The organism is Sulfuricurvum sp., assembly GCF_022759005.1.
Classification (GTDB): Bacteria; Campylobacterota; Campylobacteria; order Campylobacterales; family Sulfurimonadaceae; genus Sulfuricurvum.
Genome location: NZ_JAEMQA010000079.1, coordinates 1 through 20,894, shown reverse-complemented (window position 1 = coordinate 20,894; position 20,894 = coordinate 1). Strand labels below are relative to the sequence as shown.

Sequence of the window (20,894 nt, the reverse complement as noted above, 5' to 3'; positions counted from 1 at the left end):
TATATTATTTTTATATTTTAAAAGGTACTATACCCGCATCGGCCGTTTGGGGTTACCCATAAGTATGGTCAAATTATTTTTCAAAGTATCAAAAAGGATCCATAATGAGAACATTCGCTAAAACTGCCCTAGTTGCGCTCCTTTCAGTGAGCGTATTAAGTATTTCTGCTTCTGCCGATGCGGAAAAAGGGAAAAAACTTTACCAAAAAAATCTCAAGGAAGTGTGCGGATTCACCGGTGCTGTATTTGCGGCAAAATTTAAACAAGCCGATTGGGACAAAGCATACAAAGCAGGCACATTAAACAAAAAAATGGAAGAAGCATGTCCTGCCGGAAAAGAATATTTTGAAAGCGACAAATTCAAAAAGACTGAAGAACACATGTATAACTTCGTTCATGATTTTGCAAAAGACAGCGGAAATATCCCTTCTTGTTAACTAATATTTATGAAGCCTAGCGGTTTCATAAATTCTCTCCCATACCTTCTCATTGCTATAAACTTAATTCAAGGAAGATAGATGAAAAAAATCACCTTATCTCTTATCGCTGCAGCTGTTGTTGCCGGAAATCTGATGGCAGATGAAGCTGCTCTTCAAGCGCAAATTGAAAAATTGATGCACCGTATCGAACAGCTAGAAAAGGCTCAAGGAACGATTGTGCAAACACAAAGCACCCTTCAAGAGAGCCAGACAGCGATCAAAGAAGAACAAACTTCGCAAAGCGATCTCCTCTCAAAAGTCAACGCTCAAAGTGCCAATGACAATATCAAGTGGGATATTGATTTGCGTTCAGCATTTCATAGTATCGATTATAAATACGCTGCTGATGCAAAAACCCACAGTGGAGCCGCTGATGCAAATGCAGGGAAAAAATATTCCAACAGTTCCCTATTCACCAATCGTCTATGGCTAGGAATGGGTTCCAAAGTCAATGATAATCTCTTCTTCAACGGTCAAGTCGCTGCGAATTATTATTGGGGAGCCGATAATGTAAAACATCCATATATGTCACAAGATTATGGATGGGAATCAAGCTCAGCTCCGCATGATGCTGATTTGCGTTTGCGTCAAGCCTATTTTGTCTATAAATTCGGCAATGAATGGGATGTCCCGATGACATTCAGTGCCGGCCGACGCGCTGCAGAAGACGGTTTTTTGGCTAACAATCGTGAGGGCACCGTAAAACCGGGTTCACCCTTGGCACATATCACCAACGTCGAAGTTGACGGGGCAATGGTGCAGTTCAATCTTGATAAAGTCTTTTTACCTGGATCGTATCTCAAAGTCGTTTACGGACGCTCGTACGATTCAATCAACCAAAATGCTCTAAGTGAAACTCCGTATGTCGGTATCGATACGCAAGGGGATAAAAAAGTTGATTTCCTTGTATTGCCAATGTCTATTTATGATAACGGTGCCAGTAAATTAATGGCTGAATATGCGATGATCATCAATGCAAAAGGGGATAATCTAACCGGTACTGCTCCTGGTATTGGAGCGGGAACGGCCCATTTCGGTGCCCTCTCTTATCAACTTGACGGCTTGAATGAAGATATCGATTTCCTCAACAATTCAACCGTATTTGCAAGTGTTGCTATGACCTCTACCAATCCAAATAACGGTTACCAAATGCTCGGTTCGACTGAGAATAAGTCCGGCTACAGCTTTTGGGCAGGTATGTTATTCCCAGATATGATCAGTGATGGCGGACGTTTCGGTCTGGAGTATAACTACGGCTCTAAATATTGGACACCGATGACATGGGCGGAAGACTCTATCATCGGTTCTAAAATCGCCACACGCGGTAATGCCTATGAAGGGTACTGGAATCTCCCTATCGTCGGCAAAAACCTCACCGCACAACTGCGATATACCTATATCGATCACCACTACCGCTCCAGCATCTCGTTTTTGGATGATCCGTCATTCAAAAATCTCGACAATTCCCAAGAACTTCGCGCATTTGTGCGCTACCAATACTAAGGAACATGCATGTCTAAGCTTGAACTTAATCCGCTTGAAAAGATATCAAACGGTATGACACGCCGTGATGCGTTGAGATTAATGGGGCTTTCTCCGATCGCTGCAAGTGTGCTTGCTTCTTCTGCAGTAACCACAAGTGCCAGTGCATCCGATGCCAAAGGAAAAATCGTTATCGTCGGAGGCGGTGCCGGAGGAATTATGGCTATGGCACGTTTGCGTCGCGCCCTTTCCAATGCCGATATCACCATTATCGCACCTAACGAAGTCCATATTTATCAACCGGGACAAGTGTTTGTCGCCGCTGGAGAATACGCTCCTGAGGATATCATAGGAAGCAATCTTGATCTCATTCCCGATGATGTCAAATGGATCAAAGACGAAGTTGCTACGTTTGATCCTGACAATAACACGCTCATCACCCGCAAAGGTGAAAAAGTGACCTACGATTATCTCGTCGTAGCAACCGGTCTAACGTACCATTATGATCATATCGAAGGACTCACCGCTGACATGATCGGAAAGAACGGCATCTCCAGCGTTTATCTCAATGATCCGGAAAAAGGGACAGCGGATGGCGGCCCTATCACATGGAAATGGTTTAATGATCTCAAAGAAGCAGCTAAAACAGGGAAACCGCGTGTTATCTGCACCCAACCGGCAACTCCGATCAAATGCGGCGGTGCTCCACAAAAGATTCTCTATCTTAGTGATGATTATCTAAAAGAAGCGGGGCTTACCGCCGACTTTACGTTTGCCCTTAACGGAGACAAACTTTTCGGCGTACCTGCGGTCAACGAAACATTGAATAAAGTGGTTCAACCGCGCTATGGCAATATTACCAATAAATTCAAACACAATCTCGTAGCAATCGATGCGGAGAAAAAAATCGCCACCTTTGAAACCAAAGTCGAGACCAAAGGGGCATATGATGAAGATTTGGAAGAGTATGAAGTTATCACCACAATAGAGCGTGTCCCGATGGAATACGACTTTATCCATATCGTCCCTCCTATGAGTGCACCTGACGCCGTTATGAACTCTCCGCTTGCATGGCAGCAGGGAAATGCAAAAGGGTGGCTTGAAGTCGATCCTGAAACCCTTCAGCATAATCGTTATCCCAATGTTTTCGGTATTGGAGACGTATGCGGAACTCCACTAGGTAAAACCGGCGGAACCGCACGCCACCACGCTCCGATCATGGTAGCTAATCTCATCGCACAAATGGAGAAAAAAGCCCTCACCGAAAAGTTCGATGGCTACACCGTATGTCCACTCAAAACACAGTATGGTAAAATTATCCTTGCTGAGTTTAATTATCTGGGGGCAGCACCTTCCTTCCCTCTTGCAGTCGGTGAAGAGCGTTGGATTTGGTGGGCATTTGACCTCTATATGCTCAAACCGATGTATTGGCATTTAATGATGAAAGGTCTAATGTAAGGATGAAAAAAAAGGTGTTCAAGGAGATACTGATTTTCAGTGCTATTGTGCTGTTCCTCACGTTTGCTGTACATCCTGATATCCTAAGCAACCCATATCCTCGATTTATCCATATGAACGAGAGGAGGAATTTTTTCCACCCTCTCGTCTATTCATCCATTGTATATATCCTCATTTTAACGCTTCGAGCTCTAGTTCTGCTTATCAAAAGACTTTTCTCATCCAAACATATTCATCCTCTCTAAAAAACAAATCTGACGATATAATTAAAGTATACTATTGACTTTATTCGTCATTTAAACTATAATTCTGACAGATAATCATTAGAAGGTTAGATAATGAAAAATGTTACCATCATTGGAGGAGGGATTGCTGGAGTCGAAGCGGCAATTTATTATCGTAAGGAGGGATTTGAGGTTGAACTTATCAGCGAGCGAAGCGATGTATTTATCTATCCGATCGCCATTTGGATTCCTGTGAGAACCATCGAATACGATAACGTCACCTATTCTCTCGATAAAATCGCGGCACGCCATGGATTTAAATTGAGTGTGGATCGGGTTATGGCAATCTCCTCTGCGACCAAAACCATCACCCTCGAAAACGGCGGCGAAAAACAATGCGATCATCTCGTCATCGCTATCGGTGCTTCCAAAGTTACCCATCCGGGGATCGAACACACCCTATCAATCTGCGGCGCACCGGAACAATCGATTCAACTGCGCGATAAAATCGATACACTAATCAAAAAAGGATCGGGGAAAATAGCATTCGGTTTCGGCGGTAATCCGAACGATCCGAGCGCCGTGCGCGGGGGTCCGGGGTTCGAGCTCTTTTTTAATGTTCATCATCGTCTCAAAAAACTGGGAATACGTGAGAATTTCGAGATGACCTTTTTCGCACCGATGGCGGAACCGGGGGCACGGATGGGTCCAAAAGCCCTTAAATTGATGGGGATGATGTTCAAACGTAACCGTTTCCATGCTCACTACGGCAAAAAAATCAAACGCTTCGATGAGGACAAAGTGGTCTTTGAAGATGACAGCATCTTAGAGAGCGATTTAACGATGTTTATTCCGGCGGGGAACGGCTCGGATGTCATCCAAAACTCCGACCTCCCCCTCAATCCGGCAGCCTTTATCCGCATCAACGATTACTGCGAGATAGAGGGGATAGAGGGATGGTACGCCATCGGTGATGCGGCCGCGTTGGAAGGGCCCGATTGGAAAGCCAAACAAGGACACATTGCCGAAGTGATGGCGCGTAACGCCGCACACAACAGCGCAATCACCTATTTGGGTAAAGACGGCAAGAAAAATGGATACAAAGATCACCTCAATATCCTCTGCGTCATGGATATGGGTAACGGCGCCGGATTCGTCTACCGAGATGACAAAACAGCCAAACTGATCCCGATGCCGATCGTTGGGCACTGGATGAAAATCGGCTGGGGGTGGTACTATAAACTCTCCAAAATGGGATACATTCCCCGCATTCCGGGGATGTAAATTAGCACAAGGATACCTATGAAACAATCTGTATTTATGGAAAAATACCCTATCTTTACCATCGAAATTCCAAAAGAGGAATCAAAATACACGAATATCGATGAAATCATCGCCTATCTCAAAGAGCAGATTGCCGCCGACTCTGTTGCTACTTTAATCGGCGAGTTTGACCATTGTGCCCATACGGAATCGATCAACGGGGAGATCAACCCTGAGATCAAAGGGGCAAAAATGGTGATCTTTTGTTTCGGTCAAAAATTGCCGAAACCCGAAATGTTGGCTGCACGCCCACGTTCTATCGGTGTATGCGATATGGGAGGGCACTTTGTGATCACTTTTTTGGAAGCACCAATCCCAGCAATCAATAAAGTCATCGAAGGATGGATTAAAGCAACCATCAATTCCTAAGGGTTGCTATCAGACGATTAGGATTTAGAAGTGCCTCAAGGGCATCATTGATCGACGAAAACACAACATCGCTTGCGATGAGAGTTTTGGTGCTGATCCCCTCGCCCTGGATTACCGCGAGACCCAATGCGGCGTGCTCCATCATCAACGCATCGTTTCGTCCGTTTCCGATAGCCACACAATACTCGGATTTAAGCGATTCGATAAAACGGAGCTTTTCACGATCTTGAGCATATTTGCCGATCACCTCCACACTCAAATTCAAATCCCGACACTGTTCATGTACCGATCCATACGTATCCGCCGTCAAAACATGCAGGTCGACCAAAGCGCTCAACGCATCCAGCCGCTTCGCTACCCCCTCGATCAATTCGCCGTTGATGGCAATCGTTCCGTTATAATCGAGAACCACATGTTCGATACACAAAGGAGACATCCCTGAAATTTCTATCTGTATCATCGGTTCAACTCCTCAACAATCGCATCAATATTATCTGATTGAGACAATTCGATACTTATCCCCATCCCTTCGATATTGCGTCGTATCCCATCACCTAAAGAACGGGCAACCACGATGGTCGCCTCTTCCAACAACGGGGGAATCAGTCTCCCTGCAGCAAGCCCTTTAGCACTGTCATCATTGATGATTGCTCTATCCAAGCGCAGCAGCTCTTTGTAAATCGGGTTCTCTTTATAGGTGATTGACGTGATACACCCCTCTTCGACTTTGGCAAAAGCATAATATTTCGCAACCAAAAAATCAGGGTGTACAGTAATACGGTCATCCGTTGCAAATGCTAGCGTAAAATTAAAAGATTCCCGCATCAATGTTATCTCTTTGCCAAACATCACCATCTCCACCATTTTTTTACGCGCACTCTTGATCAGCTTTGCGAAAGTAGGTCGTGAAATACCCATAGATTGCGCACAATTCTCATGATAGAGTGCTTTGAAATCAGCCAAATAAAGAGCTTCAAATTCATCTTCTCTCATCATGATAGTCTCATTGGGTATTTGGGTCAAAGGTCCGAATGAAAAACAGGCGGGCTTAAAGGTAATAGAGCGTTTTTTCACGTTTCTTGTCCTAATTTTTTACATATGATAATTATAAATCATCTTTACCGATTACTTTCTGAAGCCATTTATCAGAAAAATGACGTAAAAAATAGATAAAATCAATATATTAATCGTCGTTTAATTTAACATATGTAAAATTTAAACAGATATTTTACACGATGGAGATTGATTATGAATCAAAAAATAGTTTTTCCTACCAATGAAAATTTCGGTCTACTCTCAAAACGAAATGCCCATTTCGGCAGAGCCAACTTTTATACGGTTGTTGAAGTGAGCCGTGAAGGAAACATCGAAGATGTACTCGTTGTCAGAAACGAAGGGCACAAAGCCAGCGGATGCAGCGGTGCAGTGGAAAATATCTGTGTTTTAGGAGCCGATACGCTGATCGTATCAGGGATTGGCGGCTCACCGTTGCAAGGATTCGCTCAAAAAGGGCTTGCAGTTTATTACGACAATGTTTCGATGAATGTAGCGCAATCGCTTGAAGCCTTTTTAGCCGATCAGCTCACCCTCATGCAGCCGCATATGAGCTGTACACACCATTAAAGGATAGTTTATGATTATTGCCATGCCGATAAAAACCTCATCACACGATGCTGCCCTCGCTCCCCTTTTCGGGAACGCCAAATTTTTTGCGTTTGCTTCCGATGATTCACACGTCGATGTTGTGAAAATGGAACAAAACGGAGGACGGGATGTCGCCCGCACCCTCATTGCCAACAATGTCGATGTTCTCATCACCTCACATCTGGGATTCAACCCCTATGTTTTACTCAAAAGTTACGGCATTAAAGTCTATTTTGCGGGAGAGACACGCATTACGATCAATGAAGCGATCAAAGCGTTTTATGCCAATCAGCTCGTCGAAGTGAGTGCCGAGAATTTCGAAACGCTTCTCGGCGATCACGATCATCACGGTGATCATCACCATCACGGCCATCATCACAATGGAAATTGCTGCTCACACCACGCGCACACATAAGTTATGATGATCAAAACACTTTTCTCGCTGTTCGTGCTATTCATCCTAAGCGGGTGCCATGAGCGAGAGGTTTATACGGAGATTGCCGAGAAACAGATCATTGCCCATCCGCCGATCGCAATGAATATCGAAGATCCCAGCGGGATGCTCAAAACTGATTTTCGCCATGATCTCAATGCACCCATGACAATGAGCCTCATGGTTCATTGCGCGAAGTGCACTAACGCCCAAACTAAATCACTCGGAGCTGATTTCGATGGATATATCCGTATCACGGTGAGTAAGGGGAACCGTCCCCTCGCCCGTGCCCAAATGGATTACAAAGGGGAAGCAACACCCGAAGAGGTGATGCAGGTGTACACTCATTTAATGGAGAAATTGCAATGGAATCACTCAGTTTAGCCGTCACTTTCCTATTGAGCATGATCGTATACGAATTTTTAAAACCCAAAAGCGATCACAACTCCGATGGCACCTCACACGATGATACGGATGAAGACGAAGGCTCTTAAATAGAGCCTTAGAAAAGATGATTAATGAAGGTTAACAGATTGGTCTAATCTAATCTTCTTATAATCGCAATGAATTTTTTAGATAAAAATACCTTGGATTTAATCGATGAAATACCTCGCCATGTATCGGGATTTTTTTGCCTCATTGAGTCTTAAAAAGCCCCTTTTTACTGTATTGATTATCAAACTGTTGCTCATTTGGGCACTGTTTCACTATCTTTACAGCAATCCATATAAAAATTCACCCGCCCATGTCCCTTCGGCAATAGCCGAAACTCTCAAGCCCTAACACTCTCAAAGGATTATCATGGATCTCATAGACTGGTCGCGCGCACAGTTTGCACTCACCGCGATTTACCATTTTTTATTTGTCCCGCTCACACTGGGACTCTCGTTTCTTGTCGCCATCATGGAGACAATCTACGTCAAAACCGGCGATGAAAAATGGCTCAAAACCACCAAATTCTGGGTCAAACTCTTCGGCATCAACTTTGTTATCGGAGTGGCTACCGGCCTTATCATGGAATTTGAATTCGGAACCAACTGGGCGGCCTATTCGTGGATCGTCGGGGATATCTTCGGCGCACCTTTGGCGATCGAGGGGATATTTGCCTTTTTCCTCGAATCGACTTTTTTTGTCGTCCTCTTTTTTGGATGGAGGCGCGTAAGCAAAGGGTTTCATCTCCTTTCAGCATGGCTGGTTGCTATCGGAACCAACCTCTCGGCGCTTTGGATTCTCGTTGCGAACGGCTGGATGCAGTTTCCGGTGGGCATGGAGTTCAACCCCGACACAATGCGCTATGAGATGGCGAATTTTTGGGAGGTGATTTTCTCTCCCGTCGCCGTAGCCAAATTCCTCCACACCATCGGCGGGGGGTACGTTACGGCCGCAATTTTCGTCGTCGGTGTCTCGGCATGGTTTCTCCTCCGTGGGCGCGAAACCCAGTTTGCCCGCCGCAGTATTATCGTCGCATCGTCATTCGGTCTTTTTGCATCCTTCTTTTTGCTCCTCAGCGGAGATGAATCGGCCCATCAGGTAGCCCAAAAACAGCCGATGAAACTTGCCGCGATGGAAGGGCTGTATAAGGGTGAAGGACGTGCGGGGATCATAGCATTCGGAATCCTCAACCCCGATAAAAAAGTGGGAGACGATTTGCCTGAATTTTACGGAGATATTCAGCTCCCCTATGCCCTCTCTATTTTGGGCTACCACGACATCAACGCATTTGTTCCGGGAATCAATGATCTCATTAACGGAAATGAAAAATTCAACATCATGAGTGCTGGAGAGAAGATCGAGCGCGGAAAAGTGGCATTACAGCATCTAAACGCGTATCATGAGGCAAAAAAAGCAGGAGACACCTCTGGTGCCGAAACAGCACTCCAAGCATTCGACGCCAATCAGTCCTACATGGGATACGGCCATTTTACCGATCCCCTTCAAACCGTCCCTCCGATCGCATTGACCTTTTACAGTTTCCACGTGATGGTAGGACTGGGATCGTTTTTCATCGTTTTATTCATCGCATTGCTCTATTTGGGGATGACCAATGAACTTCTCACTACCCGCTGGGCACTTTGGATCACATTTATGTCGATCCCTTTGGGGTTTGTCGCATGCGAAGCGGGATGGATCGTCGCCGAAGTGGGGCGTCAGCCGTGGGTTATCCAAGATTTGCTTCCGACAATGAAAGGCTCCAGCGCACTGAACGTCCAAAGCGTACAGATCACGTTTTGGGCATTTGCAGTTTTGTTCACCGCATTGCTCATCGCCGAGATCAAAATCATGATGGCGGCGATTGCCAATGGACCTCATATCGCAGAGAAAGGAGACCATCATGTTTGAAACATGGGAACTGTTGTCACTTCAAAATTATTGGTGGGGAATCGTCTCATTGCTCGGCGGGTTTTTGGCGATGATACTCTTCGTTCAGGGGGGGCAGGCACTCATCCCCTCATTGGCGAAAAATGAGGCGGACAAGAGCCTCTTGTACAACCTATACGGGCGCAAATGGGAACTGGGTTTCACCACTCTCGTCCTGTTTGGCGGAGCGGTTTTTGCCGCATTCCCCCTCTTTTATGCGGTGAGTTTCGGCGGAGCGTACTTTGCGTGGATGGTATTGCTATTTGCTTACATCATTCAAGCCGTCTCCTACGAATACCGCACTAAAAAGGGGAACGTCTACGGCTCACGCGTGTATGAGCTCTTTTTGAGCATCAACGGATTTTTATCGCCGTTTTTGATCGGGGTGATCATTGCCACCCTCTTCTCGGGAGGCGCTTTTATCGTCGATGACGCGAACCTTTCGCATTGGCTGAATCCAATGCGCGGGCTGGAAGCGCTCAGCGTGCCATTTAACGTATTGGGCGGAATCAGTGTCGTCTTAGTCTCGCGGGTGTTAGGGATGCTTTATATCCTTAATAGTGTCCAAGAAAAGAGTCTTTTGGAACTCACACGCAAAAAACTCCGAATCGAGCTGCTCATGGCGATTGCATTTCTCGCCTCGTTTGCCCTGTGGCTTTTCGTCTTGCCGGGTGCGGCGGCTCACAGTGAAACAATCACAATCGAAGCCAGCCGCTATTGGCACACCTTTACCTTCTACCCGATCGTTCTTCTCATGCCGTTTGTGATCGGGCTTGGGCTTTTTATCCTCGGTGGATTTAAAGGGGGGAAATCGTCATTTTGGTGTGGCGTTGCGGGGACGGTGCTCATGGTTTTCGCCCTGCTGATGAGCAGCGGGATCGACGGAGCTCCGTTTTACCCCTCGTATGCTGATTTGCAGAGTTCTCTGACAATCACCAACAGCTCAGGGAGCCGTAATACCCTTGTAGTGATGAGCTATGTTTCTCTCTTCGTTCCGGTCGTTTTAGGATACATCGCCGTTGTTTGGCGTGCCATGTCCAAACCGCTGACTCACGACGAAATCAAACAAGACCCTTTTAGTTATTAGGAGACTATTATGGAATACATTGGATCACTCTTATGGCTAAGTCTTTGGCCAATTATTATCTTTTTAGGGTACAAATTTTCAGCATTGAATCTTCGTCATTATCAGAAAATGGAACGGCTTGAGGAGCTGGAAGAGCGTTTAGCGCAACAGGAGAAATAATTTTCTCCTGCATCACTATGATTCAAAGAGAAAGTTGTTATTTCAAAATACACGTTTTAGGGATCCAGCCGTTATAAAATCATATTTATAATTACACAATATAATTAAGACGCTTCCAAAATTTTACTCACAATCTCATAGACATTATTGGAGAGGGTTGGATGATTTTTGATCCGCTCCAGCTCTGATCCCATCTGCATTTTTTGCTCAATACTTAACCGTCCGTAGTTTTTGAATGCCCCTGCCAGTCCGGATGCGATTTGCGGATTGATGGCATCGATCTCGATCACTTTATCGGCGACAAAAGCAAATCCCTCACCGCTGACATCATAAAAAGCGACCGGATTGCGGGCAAAACTTCCGATCAAGGAACGGACGAGATTGGGAACTTTGTGATCATACGCGCTGTCGTTTTGAAGTGCTTTAACCCGCTCCAATGTCCCCTCACGGCGAGAAGAGGCGCGAACGCTAAAGTATTTGTTCATCACCAGCGTTTGATCACGATATCGGTTGTAAAAATCATCCAATGCATCCACCGCTAAATCAGGTGCATAGTTCTCCAATAGATCAAGGGCCGCCAAGCGCTCGCTCATCGAAAGCGCTTGGCAGTAATGTTCATAACACAGCCGGCTAATTGTTTCATCTTGCAAGCTCATCAACATAGCGAGGAGTTGATTTTTCAGTGCCCGCTTGCCCATGCTTATACCGTCGATTTTCGTATTGGAAGGGTCGAACAATGATTCGATAAGATCGTGCATCTCCTTGCCGTAACGCTTTGCCAAAGTACGTTTAAGACTCTCTTGAGCGGTTACAATGGACGTAATATCAATCGTTTTTTGACGCTGCATAAGTGCGCTCACAGTAGGAAGTTCCAACAACTGCGCTTTGTACATCGGGTCAATCGATGTATCTGTTAATGCGGTGCCGTAGCTGCCAATATACGATTCATCAATCCCTCCCCCTTCCATCATCGTCTCTAAGGTTTGGATACCGAACTGCTGTGCCGCTTCATAGCGAACAAATCCGTCACTATCGTGTGCCATCAAAAACGGAAAATCGAGTTCATCGCATTCGATGATCACCGGCGCACTGAAATGGCGATTTAAAGAAAGTCGAGGTTTTGAAGTAATCCCCGCAAACGTGATCTCATGTACCGCATCTTCGATCCAGAGGGTCGTACCGTGGAACATAGTGACATCCGAACTACACAAAGGAAACGCAGCCCCGTTTTCATCCAAAAGAGCGATAGAGAGTGGCAAGGCGTAAGGAAGCTGTTCTTGGTTTTTCGTATTTTTTGGGATTTTTTGGACAATTTTCAGCACCAATTCCGAGCGCTCCTCACTGTAGCTGCTCGAAACATGCAATATCGGCGTCCGCTCTTGGGAATACCATCGTTTAAATTGGGTCAAATCGATGGGACTTTGAGACTGCATCGACTCTAAAAACTCTTCGGTTCCGACCGCTTGACCATCAAAGTGCTCAAAATAATAATCCATCGCCGCTCGAAATCTCTCAGCTCCCAGCAAAGTGTGCATCATCCGAATCACTTCGGCACCTTTTTCATACACGGTAGCGGTATAGAAGTTGTTGATTTCCATATACTGCGCTGGTTTTATCGGATGAGCGGTGGGGCCCGCATCCTCGACAAATTGCCGCTCGCGCAATGCTCGAACATCATCGATTCGCTGCGTGAGAAGAGAGTTCATATCGGCACTGAAGCATTGATCCCGAAACACCGTAAGCCCCTCTTTGAGGGTCAGTTCAAACCAGTTACGGCATGTAATGCGGTTCCCTGTCCAGTTGTGAAAATATTCATGGGCGATAACACTCTCAATTCCCATAAAATCGGTATCGGTCGCACTGTCTTCGTCGGCTAGAACATAGTGGGAGTTAAATATATTCAGCCCTTTATTTTCCATCGCCCCCATGTTAAAACTATCGACCGCGACGATGTTGTAAACCTCCAGATCGTATTCGCGTCCGTAGGTGTATTCGTCCCACTCCATCGATTTTTTGAGTGAGCGCATCGCATGATGGCATTTATCCTCATTGCCTTTATCACAATAAATCGCCAGCTCGACATTTTTTCCGCTAACAGTGGTATAGGTATCGTGAATTGAGCCCAAATCTCCCGCTACGAGGGCAAAAAGATAACACGGTTTTGGGATCGGGTCTTCCCAAAGAACGAGATGTTTGCCGTTATCCAGCGTCGCCGTTCCGCGCAGATTTCCGTTGCTGAGTAAAACCGGACACCGTTCTTTGGAAGCGATAATTTTGGTCGTAAAGCGGGTCATCACATCAGGACGGTCGATAAAATAGGTGATACGGCGAAATCCTTCGGGTTCGTTTTGGGTACACCAGATACCGCCGGAGCGATACAGCCCCTCCAATTCGGTATTCTCATCCGGATAGATACGGTTGATAATTCGGATACGTGCCGTATCGGCATCCAAAGCAACGGTCAATGAGGTATCGGTTTGGGTAAATTGTGAGTTATCGAGCAACAGATCATCCAACCAAATGAGCTCCAGATCCAGTTTTTCACCATCGAGGCGCAACTCTTTTGCATGCGGGTTCTGACGACGGATTTCCATAATGTTTTCAACCCGTGTCGAAGACTCTTCAATGATAAATTCAAGTGAACAGTTCACAACGGTGTAATCGCTTGGGGTATACTCGTTAAAATAATGTACTTTGTGTTCTTGCATGGTTCATCCGTATTGCATTGTTTTTGAAATAATACTCAAAATACGCTACACTAAGTTATTAAAATATAAAGTAACATAGATGCACAACGAATTACATCTTGCGCGGCAACCAATTTTAGACGGTGATGAAAACATCATCGGATACGAATTTTTTTACCGAAATATGTATGGCGAATGTGTCATCGATGATCCCAGACATGCGACCGCATCGGTCTTGGTGAATCTGCTCAATCAGTTAGGCTCTTATGCCTCTTTCGGCGATTCTCTCGCGTTTATAAACACTGACGGTCCGTTATTATTGACCGATATTCTCCGTACCCTTCCCAAAGAAAAATTTGTTTTCGAGCTTTCGGCATCGATGAAACCGAATCCGCGAATTTATGATGCCATCGCCTATTATCATGCTTTAGGATACCGTTTTGCACTCGATAACGCATCGTTTCATCCCGATTATTTTGAAACCTTCGGTCCCCTCTTTCCATTTATCGAATTTGCTAAATTCGACGTCAACCAAACCGATATTGAACAATTTCATCTTTTCCCGAACCCTTACGGTCAAATGAAAATGATCGCACAAAAAGTGGAATTTTTTGAGATGAAAGAGGCCTGTGAAGAGGTAGGTTTTGAGTATTTTCAAGGTTTTTATTTTGCCCATACCCATCTCATCACCCATCGGCGAATCGATCCGCAGTACCTCGATGTCATGAATCTCTTTACCCTTTTGCAAAACAATGCCTCCATCGACGTCATTTGCGAAGAATTCAAGCAACAAAACATCCTCTCTTTACAACTGTTTCAATTTCTCCGCTCTGTCCATCCCGAATACATAGAGGGGATAAATTCTCTGAGAGAAATGATCGAGCGCGTCGGCAAAAATACCCTCATGCAATGGCTCCTTTTGCTTGTTTATTCAAAATCGGGAACCAAAGCGATCGATGAAAAAAATACCCATGCCGTTTTCGCAACCAGCCGAATCAATACGATGTTATCCTTGCTTGGAAAAATACTTCAGCACCCTACGGAAAAACAATCCGATGATATTCATTTGATCGCGATGCTCTCATTGTTGGAAGGGCTGATGAATATTCCGATGGATGCACTCTTTCAAATCATCCATCCAAAACAAGAAATAGAGGATGCTCTTTTATCCCATACCGGAGTATTGGGGCGTATTTATGCCGCCACTTTGAAACTCGAAAGCGGCGATTTTAATGGAGCATTTATATTACTGCGCTCGTACGGGATCACTCTCGAACAATTACATCAGTCCGTTTAGCATCAGATAACGGTACATCGGTTGGAGCATATAAAGATCGAATGCCCACCATACCCATCGCGGCTGTGCCGGATCGAGAGGAAATGACGGAGCCAAACCGTCGTAATTGAATTCTGCCATGATGATTTTGCCGTACGAAACTTTGAGCGGGCATACAGTGTATCCGTCAAATTTGAGAGAAGGCTCTTTTTTCTCCATGACTGAAATGAGATTTCCGACCACAATAGGTCCTTGATGGCGTGCACTTCCTCCGGTTTTTCCGATCGGAATACCGCACACGTCCCCGATGCCGAATACATTTTTATAGCGGCGGTGTTGGAGTGTCTCACGATCCACCTCAAGCCACCCTTTTGCGCTCCCTTTTTGCCATCCGAGCGGCGAGTTGGCCACGGCATCGACCGCGGCAGTCGGAGGAGTGATATGGATAAAGTCATACGGCATCTCTACCTCTTCTTCTTTATCGATCATATCGTATTCGTTAAGATCTTTATCGAACTCCCCTTGCACTTGATATTTATGATGGAAGGTGGCGATTTTTTTCTCGGCATCGATGCGGATCAACTCATGTCCGAATTTGTTGGTGATATTTCCGTACCCTTTTTGAACTTTATCCAAAGCCGCTTCGATCTCAGGGAGGCTGAACAGTTTTTCGCCTGCTGTCGCAAAAGTAAATTCGGCGGTTAGCTTATCGCGTCTGAGGAAATCATCGCTCAGATAGAGAATTTTTTGCGGAGCACCGCCGCATTTGAGCGGAGTAGAAGGTTGCGTACAGATAACACGAGGTTTAGACGTTTTCGCCGCCTCTTTTAGGGCATTGAACCAGTCTCGGGTAATGGTTGCCCCCTCCGCCGTACCGGCGGCAAGATCGCTCTGATAGACGCTGGCAATACCGTTTTTGCCGAGCATATCAACATTTAATCCTTCGATTTGTTCATAGTGATACTGAACCCCAGTCGCTACGACAAGATAGTCATACGCAACTTCTGTCCCTTTTTTGGTTATTAGTTTGTTGTTGTCCGGATCAAAAGTCGCAACTTCATCTTTTACCCATGTCACATCATCACCGATATAACCGGTGTTGTCAAAAATAATATCTTCCAGATCATATTCACCGGCCGCAACAAAAATCTGCCCCGGTTGATAGACGTGTTTTTCATTCGGAGCGATAATAGTAATATCGGGATTTGCGAGAGCACGACGAAGACGCGCAAGAACCATCAAAGCACTGGACCCTCCGCCAACGATGACAACTTTTCCTTTTGCATTTGATGCGGCAGCTTCTAATGTCGCAGGAGCGGCAGCACCTGCCAATACGGATGCGGCTACCGGAGAGAGTGCCATTAATTTCAGGGCGTCACGGCGAGAAAGCCCTTCATTGGCATTCACCCTCTTTTTAAGTTCTTCGAGATTCATCTATCTACCCCTTTTGATTATTATGCAAGACGTTCTTTTGCACATTATCGCCGTGAATAGATTAAAGTTTCTTAAAAATGAATAATCTTTCAGTGCATTAATGCTAAATTTTTACGACACTCGTTTCCCAGCCGTCATACGCACCCCCATTTTGGGTAGATAGATCAATCAGATGCAGTGTTAACGTGTCGATATCGTAATAAAACGGCTTATCCTGACGATAAAAACTGACACCCACCATCGGCGTACTTTCGGTAGGATCGATTAAGCTTTTGACTCTGAACTCTTCGGATTCGATGTGAGCAATAAATGCACTGCGCTGATCATCGGTTTCAAAATAGGCTTTATGCTCAATCGCCCTGGCGATATGGAGTGGATCCCCCTGCTCTTTTAGATGATCGCATACTTTATGGTTTTGGATAATCTGCCACTCAATCGGGGTCGGGAACAGGAGTTTATGATAGACCTCCCACTCGCTGTCCATTTTCGAACCGAATGTATACTCATAATCAGGGAATGTATTCATTGCAGACTGAACCGCGTTTGGCCACTCAAAATCGTATTTTAGATAATAGATGAACGTGATCTCATTGTTGGATACGATCTTTCCGACATAATTTCCGACACGGTAGCGTAACGATTCCATCTCGATTTTATCTTCGATGAATGAGAGTTGCGTCTCTTCCTCTTGGGAAATGAGCCCTCGATCATTCGGCGCTTTCATTTTGAGTTTGATAAACCCGACATAAAATTTATCTTCACTCGGCAGCTCTATCGAGATCCCTGCATTGACAAAAACCGAGGCGATGTGGCCATCGATTTGTTTCATATATAATTCCCAATACTCTTGCACGCTTTACTCCATTTCCAACGACATTAAAAACATCTCTTCGCCGTCTATCACTTTGACGTCCAAACTTTCACACGCTGGGCATTTGTAGTAAATCTCCTCCAGCGTCGTCTGTACTCCGCACCCCTTACACTCGATCACCAGCGGCTGAACGTTCATCACAAACTCCGCTCCGTCGCACACCGTTTTTTCTTTGAACGTATTAAACGCGATTTCGAGGAGGTGGGGCTCTACACCCGACATTTTTCCTATTTTGACGACGATTTTAGAGACCGATTCGGCTTCGTTCTCACGGGCTATATCCTCGCATTGCGTTAACAGTGCTTGTACGATTGAGTATTCATGCATAATAAATTCCTTTTCTCGTCATCCTCGGGCTTGATCCGGGGATCCATCCCCTCAAAGCTGGATTCCCGCCTTCGCGGGAATGACGGCTAATTAACATATTCTTGGCAACAATTCCCCATTCGGGGTCTCTAAAAATCGAGACGTTCCCCATGGACTTTTTAAAATGACTTTTTGTGGGTATTTTTGCGTTACTTCGCCCACAATGGATGCCATCGTACATACATCAAAACTTTTGAGTACCTCTAAAGCTTTTTGCGCGTAATCTTTATGAATCGCCAATACAAACGTCCCCTCATTCGCCAATGCCGTCGCTTCGAATCCCAGCATCTCACAAATCCCTTTGACCTCATCGCTGATCGGGAGTTTCTCCTCGTCCACTTCAATGCAGACGTTCGATTGTCGCGCCCACTCGTTAAGCACCGCCGCGACCCCTCCGCGTGTCGCGTCACGCATTGCCGTGATCTTTACCCCTGCATCTATGAGCGCTTTGACCTGCGGGTACAATGAGTTACAGTCGCTTTTGAGGGCACTACTCATCTCGATCCCCTCACGCGCCGCGAAAATCGTCGCCCCGTGGCATCCGATATCGCGGTTGATGAGGATAACTTCCTCTTCGCTCACGTTGTTCGAGCTGATCCCCGCTTGGACGATCTCCCCCAGACCCGTCGTATTGATAAATATCTTATCTACGCTCCCCTTCGGTACCACCTTCGTATCACCGCTCACCACGACGGCACCATTGATCGCCAATTCCCCTCTCATGCTCTCGACGATCCGCTCCAGTGTTTCAACCTCAAACCCCTCTTCGATGATGACACTGCATGTCAAATATTTAGGCTGTGCCCCCATCATCGCGAGGTCATTGCACGTACCGCACACGGCGAGTTTGCCGATGTCCGCCCCCGAAAAAAAGAGGGGGCTCACCGTAAAGCTGTCGGTCGTCATAGCCAGATTCCCGATCACCGCCGCATCTTCGCTCCGCTCTAAAATCTCGTTTTTAAAGGCTTTGTAAAACACCTTTTTGATCAGCTCGTTGTTCTCTTCGCCGCCGTTGCCTTGGGCCAATGTAATCGTTTTTGTCATACCAGATTCCCATACTTGTAATAAGCGGCACACGCCCCCTCCGAACTCACCATGCAACTTCCCACAGGACTGCTCGGTTTACACGCAGTACCGAAAATTGAACACTGCGGCGGAGAGGCTTTCCCTTTTAGGATGTCACCGCAGATGCAGAGTTTGTGATCGTTGATCTCCTCTTTTGGTAAGATCGCATCATAGATCTTTTCAGCGTTGTAGCGATCATACTCCTCACGCAATCCTATACCGCTTTGAGGGATGTCACCCAAACCGCGCCAACGAAAATCCACTTTGTGGAAATATTTATCATTCAACGCTTGGGCTTTGAGATTCCCCTCGCGCGTGACGGCACGGTTGTACTCCACTTCGAGTTCACACCGATTTTCGATAAATTGTTTGACGATCATGCTGATCGACTGCATCACGTCCACTGGCTCGAACCCGCTGACGACGACGGGTTTGCCCCAGTCGCGGGGAAATTCTTCGTAAATCTTGCTTCCGCTGATGACGCTCACATGTGAAGGTCCCAAAAAGGCATCGATGATGCACGCTTCATCACTGATCAATGCACGCATCGGCTCAGGAACCGTGACATGGTTGAGATGCAGTAAAATATTCGGTATCTCCTCTTTGATCACGGTATCGAGCAGTGCCGCGCTCATCGGGGTCGTCGTCTCGAATCCGATAGCGAAGAAGATCACCGTTTTATCGGGATTCTCCCGCGCTATTTTAAGACAATCGAGCGGCGAGTAGACGAAACGGACATCCGCACCTTTGCTCCGAGCATCCTGCAGACTTCCATTACTTCCGGGGACTTTGATCATATCCCCCAATGTCACCAAAATAACGTTTGGCTGCTGAGAGAGGACATAGGCGTGATCGATCCGCTCTTTTGGCATGATGCATACGGGGCATCCGGGACCATGAACGAATTTGATATTGGAAGGCAACAGCTGCAAAATACCGTACTTCATGATGGTATGGGTATGTCCTCCACACACCTCCATGATGTTGATCGAATGGGGAAGTTTTAACGCGTCCTCCACGATGATCTTGGCATACGCTTTGATCGTATCAGCGTTTCGGAAATCATCGTAGAGATTTTTGAGCTCCAATCTCATCTCAAGCTCCACGTTCCGGACAGTTATCGTCCTCCAACACCATCTGTCGCCGTTCCTCTTCATCCAGTTTTTCGAGTATCTCCCGATACACCCTCAGCGATTCGAGGGCATCCTCTTCATCGATCTTATTCATGATAAATCCGATATGGAGCAGTACATAATCGCCGATCTGTACGGAGCCCTCTTCCATCAGATCCAGCCCTGCCGTACGCTGAACACCCATCGTATCGACGGTGGCGATATTGTTCTCCGTGTCGATACTGACGACTTTTGAAGGAATCGATAAACACATACTTAATTTCTCATCTTTCGTTTAAATTCAATCCAATCAATTACATTCATGATGGAGGCTTCGTCGTTGATATTGACCTCTAAAATATCGACATTCGGTTTTATCTTCCGTGCTTCCACTTTCTCACGCTCGATGTCGTATTTGAAATACGGCAACAGATCGGTTTTGGTGATGAGAATCAAATCAGCCGCGCGAAACATCACGGGGTATTTCGCGATCTTGTCTTCCCCCTCCGGGATCGAGACGAGGACGATATTGAGATGCGATCCCACATCGTAGCTCGCAGGGCACACAAGGTTCCCGACATTTTCGATAAAACAGACATCAAGCGGTGCCAACGGCAAATCATGCAGCCCTTTATGCACCATAAACGCATCCAAGTGGCAGGCGCTTCCCGTCTGGATCTGCACCGCTTCGACTCCAACCGCTTTAAGACGGTCAGCATCCCGTGACGTCTCTAAATCCCCCTCGATCACGCCGTATTTGAACGGTGCCAATGTCGCCATTTTTTCCAAAAGGGTCGTTTTCCCGCTCCCCGGTGAACTCATCAGATTGATCGCCAATACGCCGTGTTCATTGAAATGTTCACGGTTATGGCGCGCTTCCTGATCGTTTTTATCCAAGATTTTCGTAATAACCGAAATCGTCTTGGGATCATTCAACTGAGGATTATGGTGCAGTGTCTCATGCGCCGCTTGATGAGCATGTGATTCATCTCCGTGATCGTGATGATGGTGCCCCCCCTCGTGGGCATGTTCTCCCGCATCATGTTCGTGATCATGGACGTGGGTAT

Annotated in this window: 24 protein-coding genes; 14 read left to right on the top strand and 10 right to left on the bottom strand. The window is 46.1% G+C overall.

The window, feature by feature from the left end:
- The first annotated feature begins 104 nt into the window (after positions 1-104).
- From JHC35_RS05300 to JHC35_RS05280, 5 genes are all read left to right on the top strand, one after another.
- Positions 105-437, top strand: coding sequence for a cytochrome C (locus JHC35_RS05300; protein WP_295042730.1), 333 nt, complete (start codon positions 105-107; stop codon positions 435-437).
- An 81-nt stretch (positions 438-518) separates the two neighbouring features.
- Positions 519-1,982, top strand: a complete 1,464-nt coding sequence (locus JHC35_RS05295; RefSeq protein WP_295042728.1) for a DUF3373 family protein — start codon at positions 519-521, stop codon at positions 1,980-1,982.
- 9 nt (positions 1,983-1,991) lie between these two features.
- On the top strand, positions 1,992-3,419 hold the full coding sequence (locus JHC35_RS05290; protein ID WP_295042726.1) for an FAD/NAD(P)-binding oxidoreductase: 1,428 nt from the start codon (positions 1,992-1,994) through the stop codon (positions 3,417-3,419).
- A 338-nt stretch (positions 3,420-3,757) separates the two neighbouring features.
- Complete coding sequence (locus JHC35_RS05285; protein WP_295042724.1) at positions 3,758-4,927, top strand: FAD-dependent oxidoreductase; 1,170 nt, start codon at positions 3,758-3,760, stop codon at positions 4,925-4,927.
- An 18-nt stretch (positions 4,928-4,945) separates the two neighbouring features.
- Positions 4,946-5,335 (top strand): DUF6858 family protein, encoded by a 390-nt coding sequence (locus JHC35_RS05280; RefSeq protein WP_295042722.1) that lies wholly within the window; start codon positions 4,946-4,948, stop codon positions 5,333-5,335.
- On the opposite strand, the gene JHC35_RS05275 is transcribed toward JHC35_RS05280, so the two are convergent.
- Together JHC35_RS05275 and JHC35_RS05270 are read right to left on the bottom strand one after the other, a co-directional pair.
- Positions 5,325-5,795: an ATPase P gene (locus JHC35_RS05275; protein ID WP_295042720.1), complete on the bottom strand. Its 471-nt coding sequence runs from the start codon at positions 5,793-5,795 to the stop codon at positions 5,325-5,327. The two genes, JHC35_RS05280 and JHC35_RS05275, sit on opposite strands and share 11 nt — an antisense overlap.
- Positions 5,792-6,409 (bottom strand): DUF134 domain-containing protein, encoded by a 618-nt coding sequence (locus JHC35_RS05270; protein WP_295042718.1) that lies wholly within the window; start codon positions 6,407-6,409, stop codon positions 5,792-5,794. Before JHC35_RS05270 ends, JHC35_RS05275 begins: the two co-directional genes overlap by 4 nt.
- 174 nt (positions 6,410-6,583) lie before the next feature.
- On the opposite strand from JHC35_RS05270, the gene JHC35_RS05265 reads away from it, so the two are divergent.
- The 8 genes from JHC35_RS05265 (at position 6,584) to JHC35_RS05230 (ending at position 11,016) form a co-directional block, all read left to right on the top strand.
- Positions 6,584-6,958: a NifB/NifX family molybdenum-iron cluster-binding protein gene (locus JHC35_RS05265; protein ID WP_295042717.1), complete on the top strand. Its 375-nt coding sequence runs from the start codon at positions 6,584-6,586 to the stop codon at positions 6,956-6,958.
- Between the two features lie 10 nt (positions 6,959-6,968).
- Complete coding sequence (locus JHC35_RS05260) at positions 6,969-7,394, top strand: NifB/NifX family molybdenum-iron cluster-binding protein (RefSeq protein WP_295042715.1); 426 nt, start codon at positions 6,969-6,971, stop codon at positions 7,392-7,394.
- A gap of 3 nt (positions 7,395-7,397) precedes the next feature.
- A complete protein-coding gene (locus tag JHC35_RS05255; protein WP_295042713.1) occupies positions 7,398-7,796 on the top strand; it encodes a hypothetical protein in 399 nt (132 codons plus the stop codon).
- Positions 7,778-7,906, top strand: a complete 129-nt coding sequence (locus JHC35_RS05250; RefSeq protein ID WP_295042711.1) for a hypothetical protein — start codon at positions 7,778-7,780, stop codon at positions 7,904-7,906. Before JHC35_RS05255 ends, JHC35_RS05250 begins: the two co-directional genes overlap by 19 nt.
- Before the next feature lie 106 nt (positions 7,907-8,012).
- Positions 8,013-8,195, top strand: coding sequence for a hypothetical protein (locus JHC35_RS05245; protein WP_295042709.1), 183 nt, complete (start codon positions 8,013-8,015; stop codon positions 8,193-8,195).
- An 18-nt stretch (positions 8,196-8,213) separates the two neighbouring features.
- Positions 8,214-9,752: a cytochrome ubiquinol oxidase subunit I gene (locus JHC35_RS05240; protein WP_295042707.1), complete on the top strand. Its 1,539-nt coding sequence runs from the start codon at positions 8,214-8,216 to the stop codon at positions 9,750-9,752.
- Positions 9,745-10,857, top strand: coding sequence for a cytochrome d ubiquinol oxidase subunit II (locus JHC35_RS05235; RefSeq protein ID WP_295042705.1), 1,113 nt, complete (start codon positions 9,745-9,747; stop codon positions 10,855-10,857). The genes JHC35_RS05240 and JHC35_RS05235 overlap by 8 nt, the downstream gene beginning before the upstream one ends.
- Positions 10,858-10,866: 9 nt before the next feature.
- Entirely contained in the window at positions 10,867-11,016 is a 150-nt protein-coding gene (locus tag JHC35_RS05230; RefSeq protein ID WP_295042703.1) for a hypothetical protein, read from the top strand.
- A gap of 104 nt (positions 11,017-11,120) precedes the next feature.
- Here the strand turns inward: JHC35_RS05230 and pepN are convergent, their stop codons facing one another.
- On the bottom strand, positions 11,121-13,724 hold the full coding sequence (gene pepN / locus JHC35_RS05225) for an aminopeptidase N (protein ID WP_295042701.1): 2,604 nt from the start codon (positions 13,722-13,724) through the stop codon (positions 11,121-11,123).
- A 79-nt stretch (positions 13,725-13,803) separates the two neighbouring features.
- Here pepN and JHC35_RS05220 point away from each other — a divergent pair, with 79 nt between their 5' ends.
- The gene (locus tag JHC35_RS05220) at positions 13,804-15,000 is read left to right on the top strand and encodes a hypothetical protein (RefSeq protein ID WP_295042700.1); all 1,197 of its coding nucleotides are present in this window, start codon (positions 13,804-13,806) and stop codon (positions 14,998-15,000) included.
- On the opposite strand, the gene JHC35_RS05215 is transcribed toward JHC35_RS05220, so the two are convergent.
- The 7 genes from JHC35_RS05215 to hypB form a co-directional block, all read right to left on the bottom strand.
- Positions 14,983-16,413 (bottom strand): FAD/NAD(P)-binding oxidoreductase, encoded by a 1,431-nt coding sequence (locus tag JHC35_RS05215; protein WP_295042697.1) that lies wholly within the window; start codon positions 16,411-16,413, stop codon positions 14,983-14,985. The genes JHC35_RS05220 and JHC35_RS05215 overlap by 18 nt on opposite strands.
- A 103-nt stretch (positions 16,414-16,516) precedes the next feature.
- Positions 16,517-17,266, bottom strand: a complete 750-nt coding sequence (locus JHC35_RS05210; RefSeq protein ID WP_295042695.1) for a DUF695 domain-containing protein — start codon at positions 17,264-17,266, stop codon at positions 16,517-16,519.
- Between the two features lie 3 nt (positions 17,267-17,269).
- Positions 17,270-17,611, bottom strand: coding sequence for a hydrogenase maturation nickel metallochaperone HypA (hypA, locus tag JHC35_RS05205; protein ID WP_295042693.1), 342 nt, complete (start codon positions 17,609-17,611; stop codon positions 17,270-17,272).
- Between the two features lie 90 nt (positions 17,612-17,701).
- Positions 17,702-18,694, bottom strand: coding sequence for a hydrogenase expression/formation protein HypE (hypE, locus tag JHC35_RS05200; RefSeq protein WP_295042691.1), 993 nt, complete (start codon positions 18,692-18,694; stop codon positions 17,702-17,704).
- Positions 18,691-19,809 carry a hydrogenase formation protein HypD gene (gene hypD, locus JHC35_RS05195; protein ID WP_295042689.1) on the bottom strand — a complete coding sequence of 373 codons (1,119 nt, stop codon included), beginning with the start codon at positions 19,807-19,809 and terminating at the stop codon, positions 18,691-18,693. Before hypD ends, hypE begins: the two co-directional genes overlap by 4 nt.
- A 1-nt stretch (position 19,810) precedes the next feature.
- On the bottom strand, positions 19,811-20,101 hold the full coding sequence (locus tag JHC35_RS05190; protein WP_295042687.1) for a HypC/HybG/HupF family hydrogenase formation chaperone: 291 nt from the start codon (positions 20,099-20,101) through the stop codon (positions 19,811-19,813).
- Between the two features lie 2 nt (positions 20,102-20,103).
- The coding region (hypB, locus tag JHC35_RS05185; RefSeq protein WP_295042685.1) for a hydrogenase nickel incorporation protein HypB at positions 20,104-20,894 on the bottom strand (791 nt) is incomplete at its 5' end.

What these genes read in the sequence shown, in the direction of transcription:
- JHC35_RS05300 (WP_295042730.1), top strand. Translation starts at nt 105, where the DNA reads ATGAGAACATTCGCTAAAACTGCCCTAGTTGCGCTCCTTTCAGTGAGC.
- JHC35_RS05295 (WP_295042728.1), top strand. Translation starts at nt 519, where the DNA reads ATGAAAAAAATCACCTTATCTCTTATCGCTGCAGCTGTTGTTGCCGGA.
- JHC35_RS05290 (WP_295042726.1), top strand. Translation starts at nt 1,992, where the DNA reads ATGTCTAAGCTTGAACTTAATCCGCTTGAAAAGATATCAAACGGTATG.
- JHC35_RS05285 (WP_295042724.1), top strand. Translation starts at nt 3,758, where the DNA reads ATGAAAAATGTTACCATCATTGGAGGAGGGATTGCTGGAGTCGAAGCG.
- JHC35_RS05280 (WP_295042722.1), top strand. Translation starts at nt 4,946, where the DNA reads ATGAAACAATCTGTATTTATGGAAAAATACCCTATCTTTACCATCGAA.
- JHC35_RS05275 (WP_295042720.1), bottom strand. Translation starts at nt 5,795, where the DNA reads ATGATACAGATAGAAATTTCAGGGATGTCTCCTTTGTGTATCGAACAT.
- JHC35_RS05265 (WP_295042717.1), top strand. Translation starts at nt 6,584, where the DNA reads ATGAATCAAAAAATAGTTTTTCCTACCAATGAAAATTTCGGTCTACTC.
- JHC35_RS05260 (WP_295042715.1), top strand. Translation starts at nt 6,969, where the DNA reads ATGATTATTGCCATGCCGATAAAAACCTCATCACACGATGCTGCCCTC.
- JHC35_RS05255 (WP_295042713.1), top strand. Translation starts at nt 7,398, where the DNA reads ATGATGATCAAAACACTTTTCTCGCTGTTCGTGCTATTCATCCTAAGC.
- JHC35_RS05250 (WP_295042711.1), top strand. Translation starts at nt 7,778, where the DNA reads ATGGAATCACTCAGTTTAGCCGTCACTTTCCTATTGAGCATGATCGTA.
- JHC35_RS05245 (WP_295042709.1), top strand. Translation starts at nt 8,013, where the DNA reads ATGAAATACCTCGCCATGTATCGGGATTTTTTTGCCTCATTGAGTCTT.
- JHC35_RS05240 (WP_295042707.1), top strand. Translation starts at nt 8,214, where the DNA reads ATGGATCTCATAGACTGGTCGCGCGCACAGTTTGCACTCACCGCGATT.
- JHC35_RS05235 (WP_295042705.1), top strand. Translation starts at nt 9,745, where the DNA reads ATGTTTGAAACATGGGAACTGTTGTCACTTCAAAATTATTGGTGGGGA.
- JHC35_RS05230 (WP_295042703.1), top strand. Translation starts at nt 10,867, where the DNA reads ATGGAATACATTGGATCACTCTTATGGCTAAGTCTTTGGCCAATTATT.
- pepN (WP_295042701.1), bottom strand. Translation starts at nt 13,724, where the DNA reads ATGCAAGAACACAAAGTACATTATTTTAACGAGTATACCCCAAGCGAT.
- JHC35_RS05220 (WP_295042700.1), top strand. Translation starts at nt 13,804, where the DNA reads ATGCACAACGAATTACATCTTGCGCGGCAACCAATTTTAGACGGTGAT.
- JHC35_RS05215 (WP_295042697.1), bottom strand. Translation starts at nt 16,413, where the DNA reads ATGAATCTCGAAGAACTTAAAAAGAGGGTGAATGCCAATGAAGGGCTT.
- hypA (WP_295042693.1), bottom strand. Translation starts at nt 17,611, where the DNA reads ATGCATGAATACTCAATCGTACAAGCACTGTTAACGCAATGCGAGGAT.
- hypE (WP_295042691.1), bottom strand. Translation starts at nt 18,694, where the DNA reads ATGACAAAAACGATTACATTGGCCCAAGGCAACGGCGGCGAAGAGAAC.
- hypD (WP_295042689.1), bottom strand. Translation starts at nt 19,809, where the DNA reads ATGAGATTGGAGCTCAAAAATCTCTACGATGATTTCCGAAACGCTGAT.
- JHC35_RS05190 (WP_295042687.1), bottom strand. Translation starts at nt 20,101, where the DNA reads ATGTGTTTATCGATTCCTTCAAAAGTCGTCAGTATCGACACGGAGAAC.